We start from the raw sequence: 20143 nt of genomic DNA on the forward strand, positions 1-20143 counted from the left end.
CTCTCTGAGGCAGAGGTGAAGATCAGGCAATCACATTGGGCAGCGGCGCCTGAGCAAAATAAGCAGCAACGTTGGCGTACACCACATCGCTCATTTTTTGTCGGGTTTCATGCGTTGCGCTGGCAACGTGCGGTTGCAGTACAACGTTGTCGAGCGCGATCAGCGCTGCCGGGACATTCGGTTCATCTTCATAAACGTCCAGGCCAGCACCGGCGATAACACCGTTTTGTAACGCGTGGATCAATGCCGTTTCATCGACCAGTGAACCGCGCGCGATGTTAATTAACCAGGCATGTTTCGGCATCACATTAAATACCGAGGCGTCGATCAGTTTGTGGTTTGCTGCTCCGGCAGAAGCCGCAATCACCAGAAAATCGCTCTCATGAGCGAGAGTATGCAGATCTGCGCACCAGTGGTAATCCAGCCCGGCAATCGGCTGCCGGTCGTTGTAGAGGATCTCCATATCGAAACCGCTGGCCCGACGGGCGATGGCCTGGCCGATATTGCCCATACCGAAGATGCCAATGCGTTTGCCGCTGACCTGCGTTGCCAGCGCTGGCGCGGAGGTTAACCAGTGTCCCTCACGGACAAAGCGATCGCCCTGACAGAGCTGACGCGCCCCCGCCAGCAGCAGCCCCATCGCCAGATCGGCTACTCCTTGCGTTAACACGCCAGAAGTGATGGTGACAGCAATATTGCGTTTGCGGGTGTAGTTCAGATCAACTGCATCGGTGCCTACCCCGAACAGCGCCACCAGCCCCACCTGCGGCAAGGCTTCCAGCACCTGATGAGTAACGCCGATATCGCCCCGCGTCACGACGACCTGAATGTCGGCGCCAACACGTTGCAGAAAAGCCTCTGCGTCAGCTTGTTCATAAAGGCGATGCACAGTGAAAGCAGTGGAAAGGCGATCGAGCAGGCTGTCTACAACAGGAACGATCAGCAGTACGGTCTGGTTAGTTTTTGTATTCATCGTGATACCTGTTTGAAAGTTTCAGTACGTCCTGGGTCTTATCAAACGGGTTTTCGGCGGGTATTTTTGCGATCTTCATCACGCTGAATGGTGTTAAAAAAGCGTGTTACTTTCTTCGTGATCGGCGCGGGTAAAATGCCGCATTCCCCCTGAAAAGGGGCGACATAAGCACAACAAAATACTAACAACAGCCTGCGCGACTGAAAGGTTCAGATGGTTTCGCCCATCGACAGGCGATAGTGCAAATCGACGTGTTCAATGGTTGGCAAGCCTTTGATTTTCTTGAGCAGGATTTCGGTCGCGACCTTTCCCATCTCGAATCGCGGGGTCAAAACGCTGGCCAGACGCGGGCTGATAACCTGCCCAATCTCCAGGCCGTGGAACCCGGCAATCGCGATCTCAGCAGGCACTTTTATCCCGGAAGTAAGGCACTCCTGTAACACCCCAACGGCAAGGTCGTCGTTAGTACATAAAATACCGTCCATATCCGGGTACATTTGCCGCGCCAGTGTCATCATGCCGGTGCCGATAGAAATCGAGGACACCTTATTTGGCGCAATGCGTCCGACCGGTAAACCCTGCGCTTCCATCGCCTGGCAGTAACCGGTATAACGCTGCTCGTCGCGCACATCAGACATCGAGCCGAAGTAGATAATGCGCCGCTTGCCGCTGGCCAGCAGCATCGTGGTCATATCAAAACCGGCCTTCATATTGTCGAAACCGACATTGATCCGATCGGCATTCGACGACAACCCCATCACTTCGGCAATCGGAATTTTGGCCGCTTTCAGATACTTTTCCGCCCGCAGACTATGAACCGACTCAGTAAGCAGCAACCCTTTGACATTAAAGGCTAAAACCGTAGCAATTTGCTCCTCCTCGCGCTGACTGTCGTAGTCATAATTGACCACCAGCGTCTGGTAGCCCTGCGCAGAAGTGACCGATTCAATCCCGGCGAGCAAGTCGGCAAAGATTTGATTATTAAAAGAGGGGATCAGCACGCCGATGCGCGGCAGCACGTTGGCAGACATCGCCGGATTATCCGGGTCGGGTTGGTACCCCACTTCAGCAATGACACTGGCGATACGCTCGGCCGTGTCGGGCTTCACCTTCTCCGGCGTGCGCAGATAGCGGCTGACCGTCATTTTAGTTACGCCCGCCAGCGCAGCGATATCATGCAAAGTAATACGTTGTGCCTTCATGGTTGCTACCTGTCCTGACGCCAGCCCGAGCCCGTTATTATGCCCCTTGTCGCCGGAAAAGAGAATTGCCCAACCGCGCTGCAACGCGCGGTTAACCACCGGATTGCCCTCAGTTTTCCGCCTGGCTTCACACTAAAAGTAACCCCTTTTCGTAACATGGATTTGAGTGATCTGCGTCACAGTTCAGCCAGGGTAAAAACCGTGAGATAGAGGCCACATCATTCGCTCAGGAAATACCAATGAACGATCTTTTCAGTTTAAACGGCAAACGCGTTTTAATTACCGGCTCAGGTCAGGGGATCGGTTTTGTTATGGCGCAGGGGCTGGCGCAGTACGGCGCGGAAATCATTATTAACGATATCTCGGCGGAACGCGCCGAACAGGCCGCGATGAAACTGCGCGATGAAGGCGCAACCGCGCATGTCGCGGTATTCAACGTGACCGATGCCGAATCCGTCGAGCAGGCGATTGACAATATTGAACGCCATATCGGCGCCATCGACGTGCTGTTCAATAACGCGGGCATCCAGCGCCGTCATCCTTTTACCGAGTTTCCGGTGGATGAGTGGAACGCGGTTATCGCCGTCAACCAGACTGCTGTTTTCCTGGTTTCGCAGGCCGTCGCTAAACGCATGATGGCGCGCCAGCAGGGCAAAATCGTCAATATCTGCTCAATGCAAAGTGAACTGGGCCGCGACACCATTACGCCATATGCCGCCGCGAAAGGCGCAGTGAAAATGCTGACGCGCGGCATGTGCGTTGAACTGGCGCGCCACAATATTCAGGTTAACGGTATCGCGCCAGGCTATTTCAAAACTGCCATGACGCAGGCGTTAGTGGATGACAAAGCGTTCACCGACTGGTTATGCAAACGCACCCCTGCCGCACGCTGGGGCGATCCGCAGGAGCTGGTTGGCGCTGCGGTGTTTCTCTCCTCTAAAGCCTCCGACTTCGTTAACGGGCATTTACTGTTCGTCGATGGCGGTATGCTGGTCGCGGTATAAGGAGCGCATGATGGCTGGTCAGTGCGTGATTTTAATGGGCGTCTCCGGTACCGGGAAAAGCACGGTAGGTCTGGCGCTTGCGCAGGCAATGCAGGCGAAGTTTATCGATGGTGACGATCTGCATCCCCGACAGAACATTCGTAAAATGGCCTCGGGCCAGGCATTGGATGATGACGATCGCCTGCCGTGGCTGGAACGCGTTTCCGACGTTATTTTTAGTCTGGAACAGAAAAATGAATCTGGTGTGCTGGTCTGCTCTGCGCTGAAAAAACGCTATCGCGACCAGCTTCGCCAGGGGAACAACAATCTCTGTTTTCTCTGGCTCAGGGGCGATTACACCTGCGTGCTGGAGAGAATGCGCCAGCGTCAGGGGCATTTTATGCCCGAAGCGCTGCTGCAAAGTCAGTTCGCCGCGCTGGAAGTTCCCGCTGATGACGAACCCGACATTCTGGCGGTGGATATCGCACCGCCGGTAGCTACGATCGTTTCGCAAAGCCTTTCCCTGTTACAAAACTACGTTAACCAGGATGTTCCCGCATGATCATTGATACCTTATCCGCTGGCGCGGTGAATCCACTCTATCCGGCGATTATTCGCCAGACGCTCCAGGCCATTCTCGATAAGAAACCGCACTCGCTGGCGGCGGGAAAATATCCGTTGCAGGGCGACAGCGTTTTCTTCTCAGTGGTTGAAGGACATACCAAGCCGCTGGCTGAGCAGCGCCCGGAATTTCATCGCCAATATATTGATATCCATATTGTATTAGACGGTGAAGAGGTGGTTGGCGCGGGTGTGGACGGCTTGCCGCTTGAACTTAGCGAGCCGTTTAATGACGCCTACGATCTCGGTTTTTGTCAGCACATTGCCAGCGAGACACTGATCCATTTACAGCCTGAAGAACTGGCAATTATCTTCCCGCTGGAGCTGCACCGCCCGATGTGCAGCCTGACGTCGCCCGCCCCGCTACGTAAAATCGTGGTGAAAATCGACGCGGCGCTGCTGAAAATAAACGCATAAAAAAAGTCCCGCCGTAGCGGGACTCTTTCTCACAGCAAGCCGGATCAGTTATCCAGCTCACTCATGTTTTTCACCTGGTCGCGGTTAATCTGCTCGGTTTTACCGGTTTCGGCATTTTTATAGGAAACCATCCCGGTGTCATCATCCACCTTCGGTTTACCATCGGTCACAATGGTGCGGCCATCCGTGGTGCGAACAGCCTGATTTGAAGAACAACCAGCCACGGTAAACAGCGTTGCGGCAGTAAAAATCGACGTCATCAGAAGTTTGTTCATTTGCATGGTTATCTCCCTGCTTTTCAGTGAATTTCATTCGTCTGTTAACCCATTTTAGGTTAACGCTCTGTAAGCGTGGGAAAATGCAGAACACTCTGAAGATTGCAGGTCTGATGGTGCTTCGCTTATCAGGCCTACAGAACTTAGAAGTCAGGAAAGGAAACCGGCCCGCGAAACGGGCCGGTGTCAGGCTTACTTGCGGATTTGCGCGTGCATTTCCTGCACGGAAATCACTTTCTCGGTGGCATCCGCATTCAGCGCCATCGCGGTGGCGAAGCCGCCGTTCAGCGTGGTGTCGTAATGCACTTTGTATTGCAGCGCGCTGCGGCGAATCAGTTTGGAATCCTCAATCGCCTGACGGCCTGCCGTGGTGTTGATGATGTAGGTGTACTCGCCATTCTTGATACGATCCTGAATGTGCGGACGGCCTTCATGCACTTTGTTCACCAGGCGCGGGTTGATACCGGCTTCGCCCAGCACAATCGCTGTGCCGTGGGTTGCATCCAGCTCGAAGCCTTGTTTCAGCAGCTTAGCCGCCAGATCCACCACGCGCTCTTTATCGCCTTCGCGAACAGAGAGCAGTGCGCGGCCGTATTTCTTCATCGTCGAGTTGCTGCCGAGCTGCGCTTTGGCAAAGGCTTCAGCGAAGGTGCGCCCGACGCCCATCACTTCACCGGTAGAGCGCATTTCTGGCCCTAACAGCGGGTCAACGCCAGGGAACTTGTTAAACGGCAGCACCACTTCTTTCACTGAGTAGTACGGCGGGATGATCTCTTTGGTGTGACCCTGCTGCGCCAGCGTTTTGCCGGTCATCACGCGCGCCGCCACTTTCGCTAACTGCACGCCGGTCGCTTTGGAGACGAACGGTACGGTACGCGCCGCACGCGGGTTCACCTCAATCAGGTAAACTTCGTTGTCTTTCACCGCGAACTGCACGTTCATCAGACCGCGCACCTGCAACTCGAACGCCAGTTTCTGCACCTGCTGGCGCATGACGTCCTGAATTTCCTGGCTCAGTGTGTAAGCCGGCAGAGAGCAGGCGGAGTCGCCGGAGTGAACGCCCGCTTGTTCGATGTGCTCCATGATGCCGCCAATCAGCACCATTTCACCATCGCAGATGGCATCGACATCCACTTCCACCGCATCATCGAGGAAACGGTCAAGCAGAACCGGCGCATCGTTGGAAACACTGACTGCCGTCATAAAGTAGCGACGCAGGTCGACTTCGTCATAGACGATTTCCATCGCGCGGCCGCCCAGCACGTAGGATGGGCGCACCACCAGCGGGTAACCAATCTCTTTCGCCTTTTCTATAGCCTGCTCAATCGCCGTGACGGTGGCGTTCGCTGGCTGTTTCAGCTTCAGGCGGTCAACCGCCTGCTGGAAGCGCTCACGGTCTTCCGCACGGTCAATCGCATCCGGGCTGGTACCGATAACCGGCACGCCTGCAGCTTCCAGCGCACGCGCCAGTTTCAGCGGTGTCTGTCCGCCATACTGCACGATGACGCCTTTCGGCTTCTCAACGCGAACGATTTCCAGCACGTCTTCGAAGGTCACCGGCTCAAAGTAGAGGCGATCAGAGGTGTCGTAATCGGTCGAAACGGTTTCCGGGTTACAGTTAACCATGATGGTTTCGTAACCGTCTTCACGCAGCGCCAGCGATGCATGTACGCAGCAGTAGTCGAATTCAATGCCCTGGCCGATACGGTTTGGACCGCCGCCCAGCACCATGATTTTTTCGCGATCCTGGCTCGGGTTAGCTTCGCACTCATCTTCATAAGTGGAGTACATATAGGCCGTATCCGTGGCGAACTCTGCCGCACAGGTATCCACACGTTTGTAGACCGGGTGCAGATCGTACTGATCGCGCAGTTTGCGGATTTCCGCTTCGCGCACGCCAACCAGTTTCGCCAGACGCGCATCGGCAAAGCCTTTACGTTTCAGGGTGCGCAGGAAGTCAGCGTCCAGACCGTTAATGCCCACCGAAGCAACCTGCTCTTCCAGACGCACCAGCTCTTCAATCTGCACCAGGAACCAGCGGTCAATATTGGTCAGGTTGAACACACCGTCGATGGAGAGACCAGCACGGAATGCATCAGCGATGTACCAGATACGCTCTGCGCCTGCATCTTTCAGTTCGCGGCGGATTTTGGTCAGCGCTTCCGGATCGTCAAGGCTCACTTTCGGGTCAAAACCGGTTGCGCCCACTTCCAGACCGCGCAGCGCTTTCTGCATCGATTCCTGCTGCGTGCGGCCAATGGCCATCACTTCACCGACAGATTTCATCTGCGTGGTCAGACGGTCATTGGCACCGACAAATTTCTCGAAGTTGAAGCGCGGAATCTTGGTCACAACGTAGTCGATGGACGGTTCGAACGACGCTGGAGTACGGCCGCCAGTGATGTCGTTCATCAATTCATCCAGCGTATAACCTACCGCCAGCTTGGCCGCCACTTTCGCAATCGGGAAGCCGGTCGCTTTCGAGGCCAGCGCAGAAGAGCGGGATACGCGCGGGTTCATTTCAATCACAATCAGACGACCGTTTTTCGGGTTCACCGCGAACTGTACGTTGGAGCCGCCGGTTTCCACCCCGATTTCACGCAGTACCGCCATCGAGGCGTTACGCATGATCTGGTACTCTTTATCGGTCAGGGTCTGTGCTGGCGCCACGGTGATGGAGTCACCGGTGTGGATCCCCATGGCGTCGAAGTTTTCAATGGAGCAGACAATGATGCAGTTATCGTTTTTATCACGCACCACTTCCATCTCGTACTCTTTCCAGCCAATCAGCGATTCATCAATCAGCAGCTCATTGGTTGGCGAGAGATCCAGCCCGCGGGCGCAAATCTCTTCAAACTCTTCACGGTTATAGGCGATGCCGCCACCGGTGCCCCCCATGGTAAAGGAAGGACGGATGATGCACGGGAAACCCACGTCAGCCGCGACGGCCAGCGCTTCGTCCATGGTATGTGCGATACCGGAACGCGCGGTGTCGAGACCGATTTTCTTCATCGCGATGTCGAAACGACGGCGATCTTCGGCTTTATCAATCGCATCAGCGGTCGCGCCAATCATGGTGACGCCGAACTCTTCCAGCACGCCCTGACGTTCCAGTTCCAGCGCACAGTTCAGCGCGGTTTGACCGCCCATGGTTGGCAGCACGGCATCCGGGCGCTCTTTTTCGATGATTTTGCGTACCACTTCCCAGTGGATAGGCTCGATATAAGTGGCGTCCGCCATCTCCGGGTCGGTCATGATCGTCGCCGGGTTGGAGTTCACCAGGATAACGCGGTAACCCTCTTCACGCAGCGCTTTACACGCCTGCGCGCCGGAGTAGTCGAACTCACACGCCTGGCCGATAACAATCGGACCAGCGCCAAGGATCAGGATACTTTTTATGTCTGTACGTTTTGGCATGGCTCTTCTTCTCCTGATTATTTGGCGGTGTTGCGATACTGCTCAATGAGCTCAATAAAGTGGTCAAACAGCGGTGCGGCATCGTGCGGCCCCGGGCTGGCTTCCGGGTGCCCCTGGAAACTGAACGCCGGTTTGTCGGTGCGATGGATGCCTTGCAGCGTGCCGTCGAACAGCGATTTGTGCGTCACCCGCAAATTGGCAGGCATTGAGGCTTCATCTACGGCAAAACCGTGGTTCTGCGCAGTGATCATCACAGTATTGTTATCAATATCTTTTACCGGATGGTTGCCGCCGTGGTGGCCGAATTTCATCTTCATGGTTTTCGCGCCGCTCGCCAGTGCCAGCAGTTGATGGCCAAGACAGATGCCGAACACCGGAATATCCGTTTCGAGGAAGGTTTTAATCGCCTCAATCGCGTAATCACACGGCGCCGGGTCGCCAGGACCGTTGGAAAGGAAGATACCGTCCGGATTGAGTTTCAGTACGTCTGCCGCCGGGGTTTTCGCCGGTACGACCGTTAAACGGCAACCGCGATCGACCAGCATACGCAGAATATTACGTTTCGCGCCGTAGTCGTAAGCGACAACGTGGAACGGTAATTCGCTCGCCGCTTTCGCCTGTGGCAGTTCGCCTGCCAGCGTCCAGCTGCCTTGCGTCCAGCTGTAGGTTTCCGCTGTCGTCACTTCTTTTGCCAGATCCATTCCGTTCAGGCCCGGGAATGCTTTCGCTTTCTCCAGCGCCACTGCGGCATCGACATTATCGCCAGCGATAATGCAGCCGTTTTGCGCGCCTTTTTCGCGCAGCAAACGCGTCAGCTTACGGGTATCGATATCGGCAATCGCCACAATGTTATGGCGCTTCAGGTAAGAAGAGAGATCTTCAGTATTGCGATAGTTGCTGGCAATCAGCGGCAGGTCGCGAATGACCAGGCCTTGCGCATGTACCTGAGAGGATTCTTCGTCAGCGGAGTTGGTGCCGACATTGCCGATATGAGGATAAGTAAGAGTGACGATTTGGCGGGAATAGGAAGGATCAGTGAGGATTTCTTGATAACCGGTCATTGAAGTATTGAAAACGACTTCCCCAACTGCCGTGCCCGTTGCCCCAATGGCCCGACCGTGAAACTGGGTTCCGTCTTCCAGAACCAATAGCGCTGACTTAATCAAAACGTCCTCCAGAGAATATTCACTCACTTTATTTGCATATTAATTCATATCGAGATGATGAATCAATGCAAATTTGCTGGCCGTGGATTTTTGGCAAACGGCGGCATTCTGGAGAGATGTAGGTTAAAAGTCAACTTTTCTCACATATTTTTCTTAGTCTTTTACGCCACTGCCCTTCATTACTGGATTTAACAGACAAAAAGATCAAAAAAACCAGCCACGAAAACGCTTTCGTAGCAAGAAAACTTCAGGATAGGCGATCCTGGCACAAGAAAGTGGACCAAACGGTCAAAATTTACATTTCAGCGCGAAAAAAACAGAAGATAAGTAAAGATTAGACCACTCAGGCATGAAAAATAGAGGAAAAAAGAGAAAATAAAAGGGCAATAAAATACTGCCCTTTGCAATCAAGTAATTACGACTGCAACAACCACATCACGATGGGTAATAACTCTTACAAATTGTTGAGATCAAGCACATCTCGCATATCAAAAAGTCCATTATGCTTTCCTTTCAGCCACAAAGCAGAACGCACGGCACCATTGGCAAAAGTCATGCGGCTGGAGGCTTTATGCGTAATTTCTACACGTTCGCCAATATCGGCGAACATCGCCGTATGTTCGCCGACGATGTCACCTGCACGCACCGTGGCAAAGCCAATCGTGCCAGGGACACGCTCACCGGTATGCCCTTCACGTGAATAAACCGCACACTCTTTTAAATCTTTATTCAGAGACTTCGCGATGGCTTCTCCCATCGCCAGCGCCGTGCCCGACGGCGCATCAACTTTATAGCGGTGATGCGCTTCAACGATTTCGATATCGGTGTAATCACCCATCACTTTCGCCGCTTTCTCCAGCAGCTTCAGCATCACGTTTACGCCAACGCTAAAGTTCGCCGCGAAGACAATCGCGATGTCTTGAGAGGCATCGCTAATTGCCTGTTTGCCCGCGTCGTCAAACCCGGTCGTGCCAATGACCATGCTTTTGCGCTGCTGGCGGCAAAAGGCCAGATGCGCCAGCGTCCCTTCCGGGCGAGTAAAGTCGATAAATACGTCGAAATCGTCTTTCACTGCATCAAGGCTGCTCTGTACCGTCACACCGGTTTTCGCCATACCGGCCAGTTCACCCGCGTCGACACCTGCCAGAGAGGACCCTTCACGTTCCAGAACCGCGCCAAGCGCCACGCCGTCCATAGCCAGTGTGGCCTGAATCAATTGGCGGCCCATACGCCCGCCAGCACCCGCGATGGCTACGCGGATTGGTGCATCATGCATAGTTGTACTCTTTTGTTAAAAAAATGCGTAAGAATCGTTTCCAGATTAACCAGCCCACGCCGGGGCCACCAGCCGAAAACACCGATAATTAGAAATTAATGATATACAGCCGGAAATATCAGTAAAAGGCATGATTCATCAGGGCGCGAGTGCCAGCACTTCTGCCACCCAGTGACGAAAACCCTCAACATCAATATCCAGCGCAACCTGCGCATTCGGCTTCTGCTTCAGCTTGCCGTCGATATCCACCACCGTTGTGCCGGAGGTGTATTGCCCCTGCGTCTCCACCGCCACAAAACAGGATTTCAGCGTAAACAGTTCCGGACGGGCCAGCCAGGCAATCGTGCAGAGATCGTGCATACGCAGCCCGCTGGTCATGCTACCGCTACGATAGTGACTAAACAGCGCATGCAGCATATGCCCGGTTTTGTTGAGCGCGGGCATCGTCGCGAGGAACTCAGGCGTCAACGTCGCCCGATTCGTGACATCCAGCCCGCACATCACGATCTCAAGGCCGCTCTGAAAAACACGGGCAGCAGCTTCGGGATCGATAGCAATATTGAATTCAGCGTTTGGTGTGAAGTTACCCCGCCCGGCGGAGCCCCCCATCATCACCAGACGACGGATATTGAACTGGCACTCCGGGTAGTGTGACAGCAGCAGCGCGATATTGGTTAACGGGCCGATGGTCACCAGCGTAACGGGTTCAGCAGACGCCATCAGCGTATCGCGTATTGCCTGAAATGCCGGTTTAGCCAGAGGCTGGCGCTGATGCTCGACAAAGTCGTAGCCATCCATGCCGGACTCCCCGTGCACTTCGGCGGCGCTGTGCAGCGGGCGCAATAGGGGCGTCGACGCCCCTTGCGCCAGCGGGATATCGGCCTGCCAGAAGTTGAGCAGTTGCAGGGCGTTGCGGGTAGTTTTTTCCAGCGAGACATTACCGGCGACGGTGGTAATCAGTTTAAGTTCGCACTGCGGTGCATACAGCGCGGCAGCAATGGCAACGGCATCGTCAATGCCCGGATCGGTGTCAAGAATCATTGGCAAACGCATAGTGCCTCCTGAAGTGAAATCCATAAAAAATGCCAGACTCAGTCTGGCATCTTCGCATAAAGTTTAGGGCAAAATGTTATTCGACCTCGCGAACATCAACCCTTAGCTCTTTTGGCACTTCAAAGACAATGTTTTCTTCACGACCTTCCAGCGGGATGGCTTCACCGCCGCCCAGCTCCTGCAGGCGGGCAATCACGTTCTGCACAAGAATGTCCGGCGCGGAGGCACCGGCGGTTACGCCTACACATTTGATGTCTTTAACCCAGGCTTCCTGGATATCAGAAGCGTCATCAATCAAATAAGCGCTTTTCCCCATCCGCTGCGCCAGCTCGGCCAGACGGTTGGAGTTGGAAGAGTTTTTCGAGCCGACTACCAGCACCACTTCCGCCTGTTCAGCCAGCGCCCGCACCGCTTCCTGGCGGTTAGTCGTGGCGTAACAGATGTCATCTTTACGCGGGCCAACAATCTGCGGGAAGCGGGCGCGCAGTGCGTCAATAACATCAGAAGTATCGTCCACTGAGAGCGTGGTCTGCGTCATAAATGACAGTTTACCCGCATCTTTGATGTTGAGCGTAGCAACATCGGCAGGCGATTCAACCAGGTACATACCCCCTTTCGGGTTGCTGTACTGCCCCATTGTACCTTCTACTTCAGGATGCCCTGCGTGACCGATCAGGATCGCTTCCTCACCGCGTCGGCTGGCGCGAGCCACTTCCATATGCACTTTTGTCACCAACGGACAGGTGGCGTCGAAAACCGTCAGATCGCGGCTTTTCGCTTCGTTACGTACCGCCTGGGAAACACCATGGGCAGAAAAAATCAGGATTGCGCCATCCGGTACTTCACTTAACTGCTCAATGAAAATAGCCCCGCGCTCGCGCAGGCTATCAACAACATAACGGTTGTGCACCACTTCGTGACGCACATAAATTGGCGCGCCGTACAGAGCCAGCGCGTTTTCAACAATGCTGATAGCGCGGTCAACGCCGGCGCAAAAACCGCGCGGGTTAGCCAACAGGATCTGCATTTGTTTCCTCCAGTACCGGATCAACTTCCAGTACATCGACATCAAAGTGGACGGTTCTGCCCGCCAGCGGATGGTTGAAATCGACGGTGATAGAGTCGCCGTTAATTTCACGGATCACGCCCGGCATTTCGCTGCCATCCATTGCGGTAAAGAGCATAATCGCCCCGATTTCAGGCTCCCCGGCATCCATAAACTCACGGCGGGAGAAGTACTGAATCAGATCCGGGCTCGGCGTACCGAAAGCGGCATCCGGTTCGAGAGAGAAAACCTTTTTCTCCCCGGCTTTCAGACCCAGCAGATGTTGCTCCAGCCCCTCGGAGAGCGAACCGTCGCCCAGACGAAACAGCGCCGGTTTGCCGTTGTTGCGGGTTGACTCGGCAAGAGAGCCATCTTCGAGCTTGAGCGTGAAGTGCACCAGCACTGCGCTATCGCTCTGTACGGATTTAGACATGCAGGTTGCTCGCTTGTTTTGACTCACCCGTTTGCCCGGTAGCGCTTTGCTTACCGGGCAAACAAGCGGCCACAAATTCTGTAGGCCGGGCAAGCAAAGCGCCGCCCGGTATTTACATTTAAACCTGCTCTTTCGCTGCAGGTTTAGGCAAAAAGCCTTCCAACACAATCAGCGCCGCGCCGATACAAATTGCGCTATCGGCAAGGTTAAAGGTAGCAAAATGCCAGTCGCCGACGTAGAAATCGATCATATCGACGACGAAGCCATGCCATAAGCGGTCGAAGAGATTACCGAGCGCACCGCCGATAATCAGCGCATAAGCGATGTTATTCAGCTTTTGCGCGGCTTTCCCACGATACATCAGCACCGTCAGCACCACGCAGATACCGATAGCGATACCGGCAAAGAACCATCGCTGCCAGCCGCCGCTGTCCGCCATAAAACTGAATGCCGCGCCATAGTTACGCGCATAGTGCAGATTGAGCGATGGGAACAGCGACACCGTATCCCCCAGAGCAAAGTTCTGGAGGATCAGGTATTTACTGCCCAGATCGATAATCAGCACAACCACAACCAGCCACAGCCAGCGCAGTCCTGTAGAACAGAGAGGCTTACTCATCAGGCAAACTTACGTTTTTCGCCGTCACCGGCGACGTTGCTCACACAGCGTCCGCAGATATCTGCGTGTTCCGCCACCTGGCCGACATCATTGGTGTAATGCCAGCAGCGCGGGCACTTATCACCTTCGGCTTTGCTCAGCGCGACTTTCAGCCCTTTGAGCAGTTCGCTCTGCTGAGCGTCCGCTGAAGCGCTGGCATAATCCGCAACTTTCGCCCCGGAGGTCAACAGGACAAATCGCAATTCGTCGCCCAGCGCAGTCAGCTTCGCCGCCAGTTCCGGCTCGGCGAACAGCGTAACTGCCGCTTCCAGAGAGCCACCGACTTTCTTGTCAGCGCGCGCCTGTTCAATCACCTTGTTCACTTCACCGCGCACCTTCAACAGCTCGTCCCAGAAGACGTCGTTCATCGCTTCGCTTTCCGCCAGGCCGAACAGGCCTTCGTACCACTCGCCGGTAAAGACATACTTCTCGCGATCGCCCGGCAGGTAGCCCCAGATTTCATCGGCGGTAAAGGACATGATTGGCGCCATCCAGCGCACCAGCGCTTCCGCAATGTGGTACAGGGCGGTCTGGCAGCTGCGACGCGCCACGCTGTCCGCTTTCGCGGTGTACTGGCGGTCTTTGATGATGTCGAGGTAGAACGACCCCATTTCGATGGAGCAGAAACGCATCAGGCGTTGTACCACTTCGTGGAAATCATAGGAATCATAGGCCTGAACAATGTCTTCCTGAGCCGCTTTCGCACAGCCGACCGCCCAGCGATCCAGCACGACCATCTCTTCCGGTTTCACCATGTCTTTCACCGGATCGAAGCCGTTGAGGTTCGCCAGCAAGAAGCGCGCTGTGTTACGGATACGACGATAGCTGTCCGCTGCGCGTTTCAGGATCTCGTCAGAAACCGCCATTTCGCCGGTGTAATCAGTGGAAGCGACCCACAGGCGCAGGATATCCGCGCCCAGTTTGTTCATCACATCCTGCGGGGAAACGGTGTTGCCGATGGATTTGGACATCTTACGGCCCTGACCATCCACGGTGAAACCGTGAGTCAGCACCTGACGATACGGCGCTTTGCCCTTCATCGCCGTGGAAATCATCAGCGAGGACATAAACCAGCCGCGATGCTGATCCGAACCTTCCAGATACATATCCGCTGCGTGACCAGCAAACTCCGGACGCACATCAACCACGGAAGCATGAGTTGAACCAGAATCGAACCAGACGTCCAGCGTATCCGGCACTTTGACATAGTTGTCAGCGTCATCGCCCATGATGTCGCGCGGGTCGAGATCCCACCATGCCTGAATACCGTCGGCTTCAACGCGTTTGGCAACGGCTTCGATCAGCTCCAGCGTGCGCGGATGCAGCTCTTCGGTGTCTTTGTGCACGAACAGCGACATCGGAACACCCCAGGTACGCTGGCGGGAGATACACCAGTCAGGACGGTTGGCGACCATCGATTCGATGCGCGCCTGGCCCCAGTCCGGGATCCACTGCACCCCTTTGATTTCGCTCAGCGACTGTGCACGCAGACCTTTCTGGTCCATGCTGACAAACCACTGCGGCGTCGCACGGAAGATAATCGGCGATTTATGACGCCAGCAACACGGATAGCTGTGCTGCATCTTTTCAACGTGCAGCAGCGCGCCTTTTTCCGTCAGCAGCGCCACGATGATGTCGTTTGCTTTGAACACATTTACGCCATCCAGCGTCGGGTAAGTACCTGGCAGATAGGCACCGTCCGGTCCAACCGGGTTGGCGATTTCCAGACCGTATTTCAGGCTGATGGTGTAGTCGTCCGGGCCGTGACCGCCAGCGGTATGAACCGCACCGGTACCGGCTTCCAGCGTAACGTGATCACCGAGGATCGCAGGAACATCAAAATCCAGGAACGGATGTTTAAAGCGCATCAGCTCCAGCTCTGCGCCTTTCACCGTACCCAGCACGTTGTATTCTGCGGTGCCGATGCGTTTCATCACACTCTCGACCAGATCTTTCGCCAGGATCAGCGCCTGACCATCAATCTGCACCAGCGCATACTCAAATTCCGGCGCGAGAGAAATTGCGCGGTTAGCCGGCAGTGTCCACGGCGTAGTGGTCCAGATAACCAGTGAAACCGGGCCGTTAACTGATGCAACGCCAAATTTGGCTTTTACTGCCTCCTGGTCAACAGCGTGGAACGCCACGTCGATGGACGGCGACGTTTTGTCGTAATACTCCACTTCTGCTTCCGCCAACGCGGAACGGCAGTCAACACACCAGTGCACCGGCTTGGCACCTTTAAGCAGGTGGCCATTGCCGATGATTTTGCCCAGCGCGCGGATAATATTGGCTTCGGTTTTGAAATCCATGGTCAGGTACGGGTGCGACCAGTCGCCCAGCACACCGAGACGGATAAAGTCTTTGCGCTGACCATCAACCTGAGTTGCGGCATATTCACGGCATTTGGCGCGGAACTCAGCAGCGGTGAATTTCTCACCCGGCTTGCCGAACTCCTGCTCCACTTTCAGCTCGATAGGCAGACCGTGGCAGTCCCAACCCGGAACATAGGGAGAGTCATAACCTGCGAGTCCTTTGGACTTCACAATAATGTCTTTCAGAATCTTGTTAACCGAGTGACCAATATGAATGCTGCCATTCGCATATGGAGGGCCATCATGCAGAATGAAGGTTTTTTTGCCTTTTTTCGCTGCACGGATGATGCCGTACAGGTCATCATCAGTCCAACGCGCCAGCATTCCCGGCTCACGCTTGGCGAGATCGCCGCGCATCGGGAACCCTGTTTCCGGCAAATTCAGGGTAGATTTATAGTCACTCATCAGATTCTCGGTTCCGTATTTCGGTTTGATTAATACCACCAGGCCTTAAGAAGCCGGTTTAGATAGCCCAAAAAACTCGCGGGCCGCTACCTCATCGCGGGCGATTTGCGCTTTCAGCTCATCGAGCGAGGCAAATCGCTGTTCATTGCGTAATTTTTTACGCAACACGACATCTATATGGCGCCCGTAGAGGTCTATTACAACATCCAACAGATGCACTTCCAGCTGCTGGCGCACGCCTGCAACCGTCGGGCGCGTGCCGATATTGGCAACGCCCGGGTAAAGCGTATCGCCCAATCCAGCCACTTCCACCGCATATACCCCTTTTACCGGGGAGACCTGACGGCGCAGCGGTAAATTCGCCGTCGGGAAACCAATGGTGCGCCCCAGTTCATCGCCGTGCACCACGCGCCCGGAGATACTGAATGGGTGGCCGAGCAATTGTTCAGCCAGCTCAAGATTGTCGTCAGCCAACGCCTGACGCACCGCCGTGCTGCTCACACGAACGCCGCCATCAAAGAAAGTTTGCGTACTGGTGACGTCAAAGCCATATTTCTGACCGGCCTTCTGTAATAACAAGAAATCCCCCTGGCGACCAGCGCCAAAACGGAAATCGTCACCCACTGCGAGAAATTTCACACCAAGGCGGTCAACCAGCAGTTCGCTGACAAAGGTTTGTGCGGTGAACGCCGCAAAACGGCGGTCAAAACGGACGCACAGCACGTAATCCACGCCGCAACCCGCCAGCCAGCGCAGCTTTTCACGCAGCCGGGTAAGACGCGCAGGGGCTTTCTGCCCGGCGAACAGTTCCAGCGGTTGCGGTTCAAAGATCACCACCACCACCGGCAAACCACGCGCCCGGCCTTCTGCGCCAAGCCCTTGTAAAAGCGCCTGATGGCCACGATGCACGCCATCGAAATTACCAATCGTCAGCACACACCCGTGGGGGGCCTGGCTGAGGTTATGTATGCCGCGTATCAGCTTCATGTCTGGCTCAAAACAGTGAAAATCGTCGGATTATACCTTGTACAACGGGCAACGTTAACCGACGATTGCCTTCACAAAGCAGAAAGGAGAAGGATTTCATCAGGCTGCCCGCTGCTGGCATGAAAATCTGGCACCGTGAGCGATTTTTCTGGTGGAAAAGCTGTATTCGCGACAAGCAAGCTGTTAGAATCTTGCGCCATCACTACGTAACGAGCGTTGTATCTTAACGGCGCTTATTTGCACAAATCCATTGACAAAAGAAGGCTAAAAGGGCATATTCCCCGGCCTTTGAATTGTCCATAAAGATCATATTTGGGAGTTGGACCTTGGCTAATATCAAATCAGCTAAGAAGCGTGCCGTTCAGTCTGAAAAGGCCCGCAAGCACAACGCAAGCCGTCGCTCAATGATGCGTACTTTCATCAAGAAAGTATACGCAGCAATTGAATCAGGCGACAAAGCGGCTGCGCAGAAAGCATTTAACGACATGCAACCGATCGTGGATCGTCAGGCCGCTAAAGGCCTGATTCACAAAAACAAAGCAGCGCGCCATAAGGCTAACCTGACCGCGCAGATCAACAAACTGGCTTAATCGCTACGTTTGTTGGCTTTGTGAAGAAACCCGCTTCGGCGGGTTTTTTTATTTCTGCGGCAGGTCGAAAAGTGTCGAGTAATCCTGATTGCAGATACGCTGCACTGCAGGATGCTGAATCATCCGCTCGGCAAAAATCGCGTGATACTCCTCCATTACATTATCCACCCGACCAATTTCAACCATGCTTTCATCGGCAAAAAGATCGTGAGCGTAACGTGTCGGGGCAACAAAAATAGCATTGTGCGCGGTGCCAAACGCCTTCATCAGCGCGGCATCATCAAACTCCCCCAGAATCTCCACCTGCAAACCTTGCGCATTGAACCAGTTCAGCAGCCTGCGCCCCAGCATTGAACGTCGCCCTGGGATCAATAAGCGCCGTTCCTGCAAACAAAACGGAAAAGGCGTTTGAGACCGCGGATTACTGCCCCAAAAACTGACGCTGCATTCGCCAATTTTCACCGAAAAAAGCCCCTCTTGCTGAGTGGAATCGATCGGGCAGTCAGAGATAATCATGTCGAGTTTATGCTGGCTTAGCTGCTCCAGCAGAAGTTCATGCGTCGATTCAAAACAGCGCAAATGGATCGGCTCGCCCTCGCTTACCGCCGCACTGAGGATATTGCTGACCAGCCGCTTGGAGAGCGCGTCTGCCACGCCGACATCAAATAACAGGCTGGACTCTTTGCGGTAGTTAATGATGTCGAGCATCTCCTGACTGAGCGTGAACATCTTATCCGCGTAGCGGAACACCAGTTCGCCCAACTCTGTCGGTTCCAGTCCCCTGCCCTTACGTTTGAAGAGCTTGCCTTGTAGCCGCTCCTCGAGGGATTTAATTTGCCCGGTAATAGTCTGCGGCGTCAGAAAGAGCGACTCCGCCGCACCAACGACGGAGCCTTCACGGTAGACGTGCCAGAAGTAATACAAATGGTTGTAATTGATATACGACATAGCCCTCTACTCACTCCCGTCGCTAAGCGCGAACGATCCGCGTACGCAGCAGGCAATAACCCGCCACTGCTGAGATAATCGAGCCGGTGAGGATCCCCAATTTACTCCACGCAATCATCTCCTCATGGGCATCGCCAAAGGCCAGCGAAGCGATGAAAATCGACATGGTAAAGCCAATGCCGCACAGCACGCCTACCGACATAATCTGCTTAAATGCAGCGCCCTGCGGTAACTTCGCCAGCTTAAAACGTAACGCCAGCCAGCAGAATATTGTGATACCCAGCGGCTTACCAAGAACCAGCCCGGCAATAATGCCTAACGGCAGCACATCTCCCAGCCCGGATACAGACATGCCGCTTAGCGATACGCCTGCATTCGCAAAAGCAAATAATGGAAGGATCAGCCATCCAACCCACGGATGAATCGCATCGACCAGTTGGCGGGCCGGAGAAACACCGTTCTGCTCGCGCAGCGGAACAAAGAAACCAACAACCACCCCGGCGAGCGTCGCGTGGACACCAGATTTTAGCACCGCCGTCCACAACACTATCCCAACCAGCATATAGATGCCGACGCGCCGCACATTACAGGCATTCAGTATCGCCAGCACGGCAATGGATGCCGCCGCCACACCCAGCGCTGTGGTTGAGAGATCGCTGGTGTAGAACAAGGCAATAATGATAATCGCCCCCAGATCGTCAATGATCGCCAGCGCCATCAGAAACACTTTCAGCACCACAGGCACGCGATTACCCAGCAAAGCAAGGACACCGAGAGCAAAGGCAATATCCGTCGCGGTTGGAATAGCCCAACCGTGTCGTGCCAGTGGATCGTGGAAATTGAACAGCAGGAAGATCAACGCGGGCGCAACCATACCGCCAAGGGCAGCAATCACCGGAAATACGGCCTGTTGACGGCTGGCAAGTGCGCCCTGGACCAGTTCATATTTCACTTCCAGGCCAATCATCAGGAAAAATACGGCCATCAACGCATCGTTGATCCATAGCAGCATATTTTTATTGATTTCCAGCGAACCAAATTTGAATTCGACGGGCGTCGACAGGAAGTTGTGGTAAAGATCCTGTGTTACTCCGAGGTTGGCACACAGCATTGCGAGCACTGCCGCAATGATAAGTACGATGCCCCCAGCGGCATCGCTGCTAAAGAAACGCTGTAAAAGCTTCATGTTATTCTCTCGTTCACTATTCCGTTGTGCGGACTATCTTACCCCTCGCGAATCCTCGATAAAATCAGATTATAATTGGGTATAGATTCTCTTTTTCCGAGTAGTGGCAAAAACGATAAAAAAAGCCCGGCATAAA

General features: G+C 54.5%; 18 protein-coding genes and 1 pseudogene. 4 read left to right on the forward strand and 15 right to left on the reverse strand.

Going from position 1 to position 20143, the window contains the following annotated elements; genetic code table 11:
- Positions 1–22: 22 nt before the first annotated feature.
- Complete coding sequence (locus tag Y71_RS22915) at positions 23–973, reverse strand: 2-hydroxyacid dehydrogenase (RefSeq protein ID WP_007373101.1); 951 nt, start codon at positions 971–973, stop codon at positions 23–25.
- Between the two features lie 209 nt (positions 974–1182).
- Positions 1183–2175, reverse strand: coding sequence for a LacI family DNA-binding transcriptional regulator (locus tag Y71_RS22920; protein ID WP_007373099.1), 993 nt, complete (start codon positions 2173–2175; stop codon positions 1183–1185).
- Between the two features lie 239 nt (positions 2176–2414).
- Between Y71_RS22920 and idnO the strand changes: the two genes are divergently transcribed.
- From idnO to Y71_RS22935, 3 genes are read left to right on the forward strand one after another with little or no spacing between them, the layout of a single operon-like run.
- Entirely contained in the window at positions 2415–3179 is a 765-nt protein-coding gene (gene idnO / locus Y71_RS22925) for a gluconate 5-dehydrogenase (RefSeq protein WP_007373098.1), read from the forward strand.
- Between the two features lie 10 nt (positions 3180–3189).
- Positions 3190–3720, forward strand: coding sequence for a gluconokinase (locus Y71_RS22930; RefSeq protein ID WP_007373097.1), 531 nt, complete (start codon positions 3190–3192; stop codon positions 3718–3720).
- The gene (locus Y71_RS22935; RefSeq protein ID WP_007373096.1) at positions 3717–4196 is read left to right on the forward strand and encodes a NanQ anomerase/TabA/YiaL family protein; all 480 of its coding nucleotides are present in this window, start codon (positions 3717–3719) and stop codon (positions 4194–4196) included. Before Y71_RS22930 ends, Y71_RS22935 begins: the two co-directional genes overlap by 4 nt.
- Positions 4197–4240: 44 nt before the next feature.
- Here the strand turns inward: Y71_RS22935 and Y71_RS22940 are convergent, their stop codons facing one another.
- From Y71_RS22940 to Y71_RS31135, 11 genes and pseudogenes are all read right to left on the reverse strand, one after another.
- Positions 4241–4471, reverse strand: coding sequence for a YgdI/YgdR family lipoprotein (locus Y71_RS22940; RefSeq protein WP_035886663.1), 231 nt, complete (start codon positions 4469–4471; stop codon positions 4241–4243).
- A gap of 192 nt (positions 4472–4663) precedes the next feature.
- On the reverse strand, positions 4664–7888 hold the full coding sequence (gene carB / locus Y71_RS22945) for a carbamoyl-phosphate synthase large subunit (protein WP_007373094.1): 3225 nt from the start codon (positions 7886–7888) through the stop codon (positions 4664–4666).
- Positions 7889–7905: 17 nt separating this feature from the next.
- Positions 7906–9054, reverse strand: a complete 1149-nt coding sequence (gene carA, locus Y71_RS22950) for a glutamine-hydrolyzing carbamoyl-phosphate synthase small subunit (protein WP_035886544.1) — start codon at positions 9052–9054, stop codon at positions 7906–7908.
- 454 nt (positions 9055–9508) lie between these two features.
- Positions 9509–10330, reverse strand: a complete 822-nt coding sequence (gene dapB / locus Y71_RS22960; RefSeq protein WP_007373092.1) for a 4-hydroxy-tetrahydrodipicolinate reductase — start codon at positions 10328–10330, stop codon at positions 9509–9511.
- A gap of 138 nt (positions 10331–10468) precedes the next feature.
- Positions 10469–11383, reverse strand: coding sequence for a ribonucleoside hydrolase RihC (gene rihC, locus Y71_RS22965; RefSeq protein WP_007373091.1), 915 nt, complete (start codon positions 11381–11383; stop codon positions 10469–10471).
- 76 nt (positions 11384–11459) lie between these two features.
- Complete coding sequence (gene ispH / locus Y71_RS22970) at positions 11460–12410, reverse strand: 4-hydroxy-3-methylbut-2-enyl diphosphate reductase (RefSeq protein WP_007373090.1); 951 nt, start codon at positions 12408–12410, stop codon at positions 11460–11462.
- A complete protein-coding gene (fkpB, locus tag Y71_RS22975) occupies positions 12391–12861 on the reverse strand; it encodes an FKBP-type peptidyl-prolyl cis-trans isomerase (RefSeq protein ID WP_007373089.1) in 471 nt (156 codons plus the stop codon). Before fkpB ends, ispH begins: the two co-directional genes overlap by 20 nt.
- A 118-nt stretch (positions 12862–12979) precedes the next feature.
- A complete protein-coding gene (gene lspA, locus Y71_RS22980) occupies positions 12980–13480 on the reverse strand; it encodes a signal peptidase II (RefSeq protein WP_007373088.1) in 501 nt (166 codons plus the stop codon).
- Positions 13480–16296: an isoleucine--tRNA ligase gene (gene ileS, locus Y71_RS22985; RefSeq protein WP_007373087.1), complete on the reverse strand. Its 2817-nt coding sequence runs from the start codon at positions 16294–16296 to the stop codon at positions 13480–13482. The genes lspA and ileS overlap by 1 nt, the downstream gene beginning before the upstream one ends.
- Positions 16297–16341: 45 nt before the next feature.
- On the reverse strand, positions 16342–17283 hold the full coding sequence (gene ribF, locus Y71_RS22990; protein WP_081120856.1) for a bifunctional riboflavin kinase/FAD synthetase: 942 nt from the start codon (positions 17281–17283) through the stop codon (positions 16342–16344).
- Between the two features lie 7 nt (positions 17284–17290).
- Positions 17291–17505 (reverse strand): annotated as a pseudogene (locus tag Y71_RS31135) (DUF2575 domain-containing protein).
- Positions 17506–17609: 104 nt separating this feature from the next.
- Between Y71_RS31135 and rpsT the strand changes: the two are divergent.
- The gene (gene rpsT, locus Y71_RS23000; RefSeq protein ID WP_035886553.1) at positions 17610–17873 is read left to right on the forward strand and encodes a 30S ribosomal protein S20; all 264 of its coding nucleotides are present in this window, start codon (positions 17610–17612) and stop codon (positions 17871–17873) included.
- Positions 17874–17921: 48 nt separating this feature from the next.
- Here rpsT and nhaR read toward each other — a convergent pair whose 3' ends face one another.
- Positions 17922–18821 (reverse strand): transcriptional activator NhaR, encoded by a 900-nt coding sequence (gene nhaR / locus Y71_RS23005; RefSeq protein WP_007373083.1) that lies wholly within the window; start codon positions 18819–18821, stop codon positions 17922–17924.
- Positions 18822–18843: 22 nt separating this feature from the next.
- The gene (gene nhaA, locus Y71_RS23010) at positions 18844–20007 is read right to left on the reverse strand and encodes a Na+/H+ antiporter NhaA (RefSeq protein WP_007373082.1); all 1164 of its coding nucleotides are present in this window, start codon (positions 20005–20007) and stop codon (positions 18844–18846) included.
- Positions 20008–20143 lie beyond the last annotated feature (136 nt).

The organism is Kosakonia radicincitans DSM 16656 (assembly GCF_000280495.2).
Lineage (GTDB): Bacteria > Pseudomonadota > Gammaproteobacteria > Enterobacterales > Enterobacteriaceae > Kosakonia > Kosakonia radicincitans.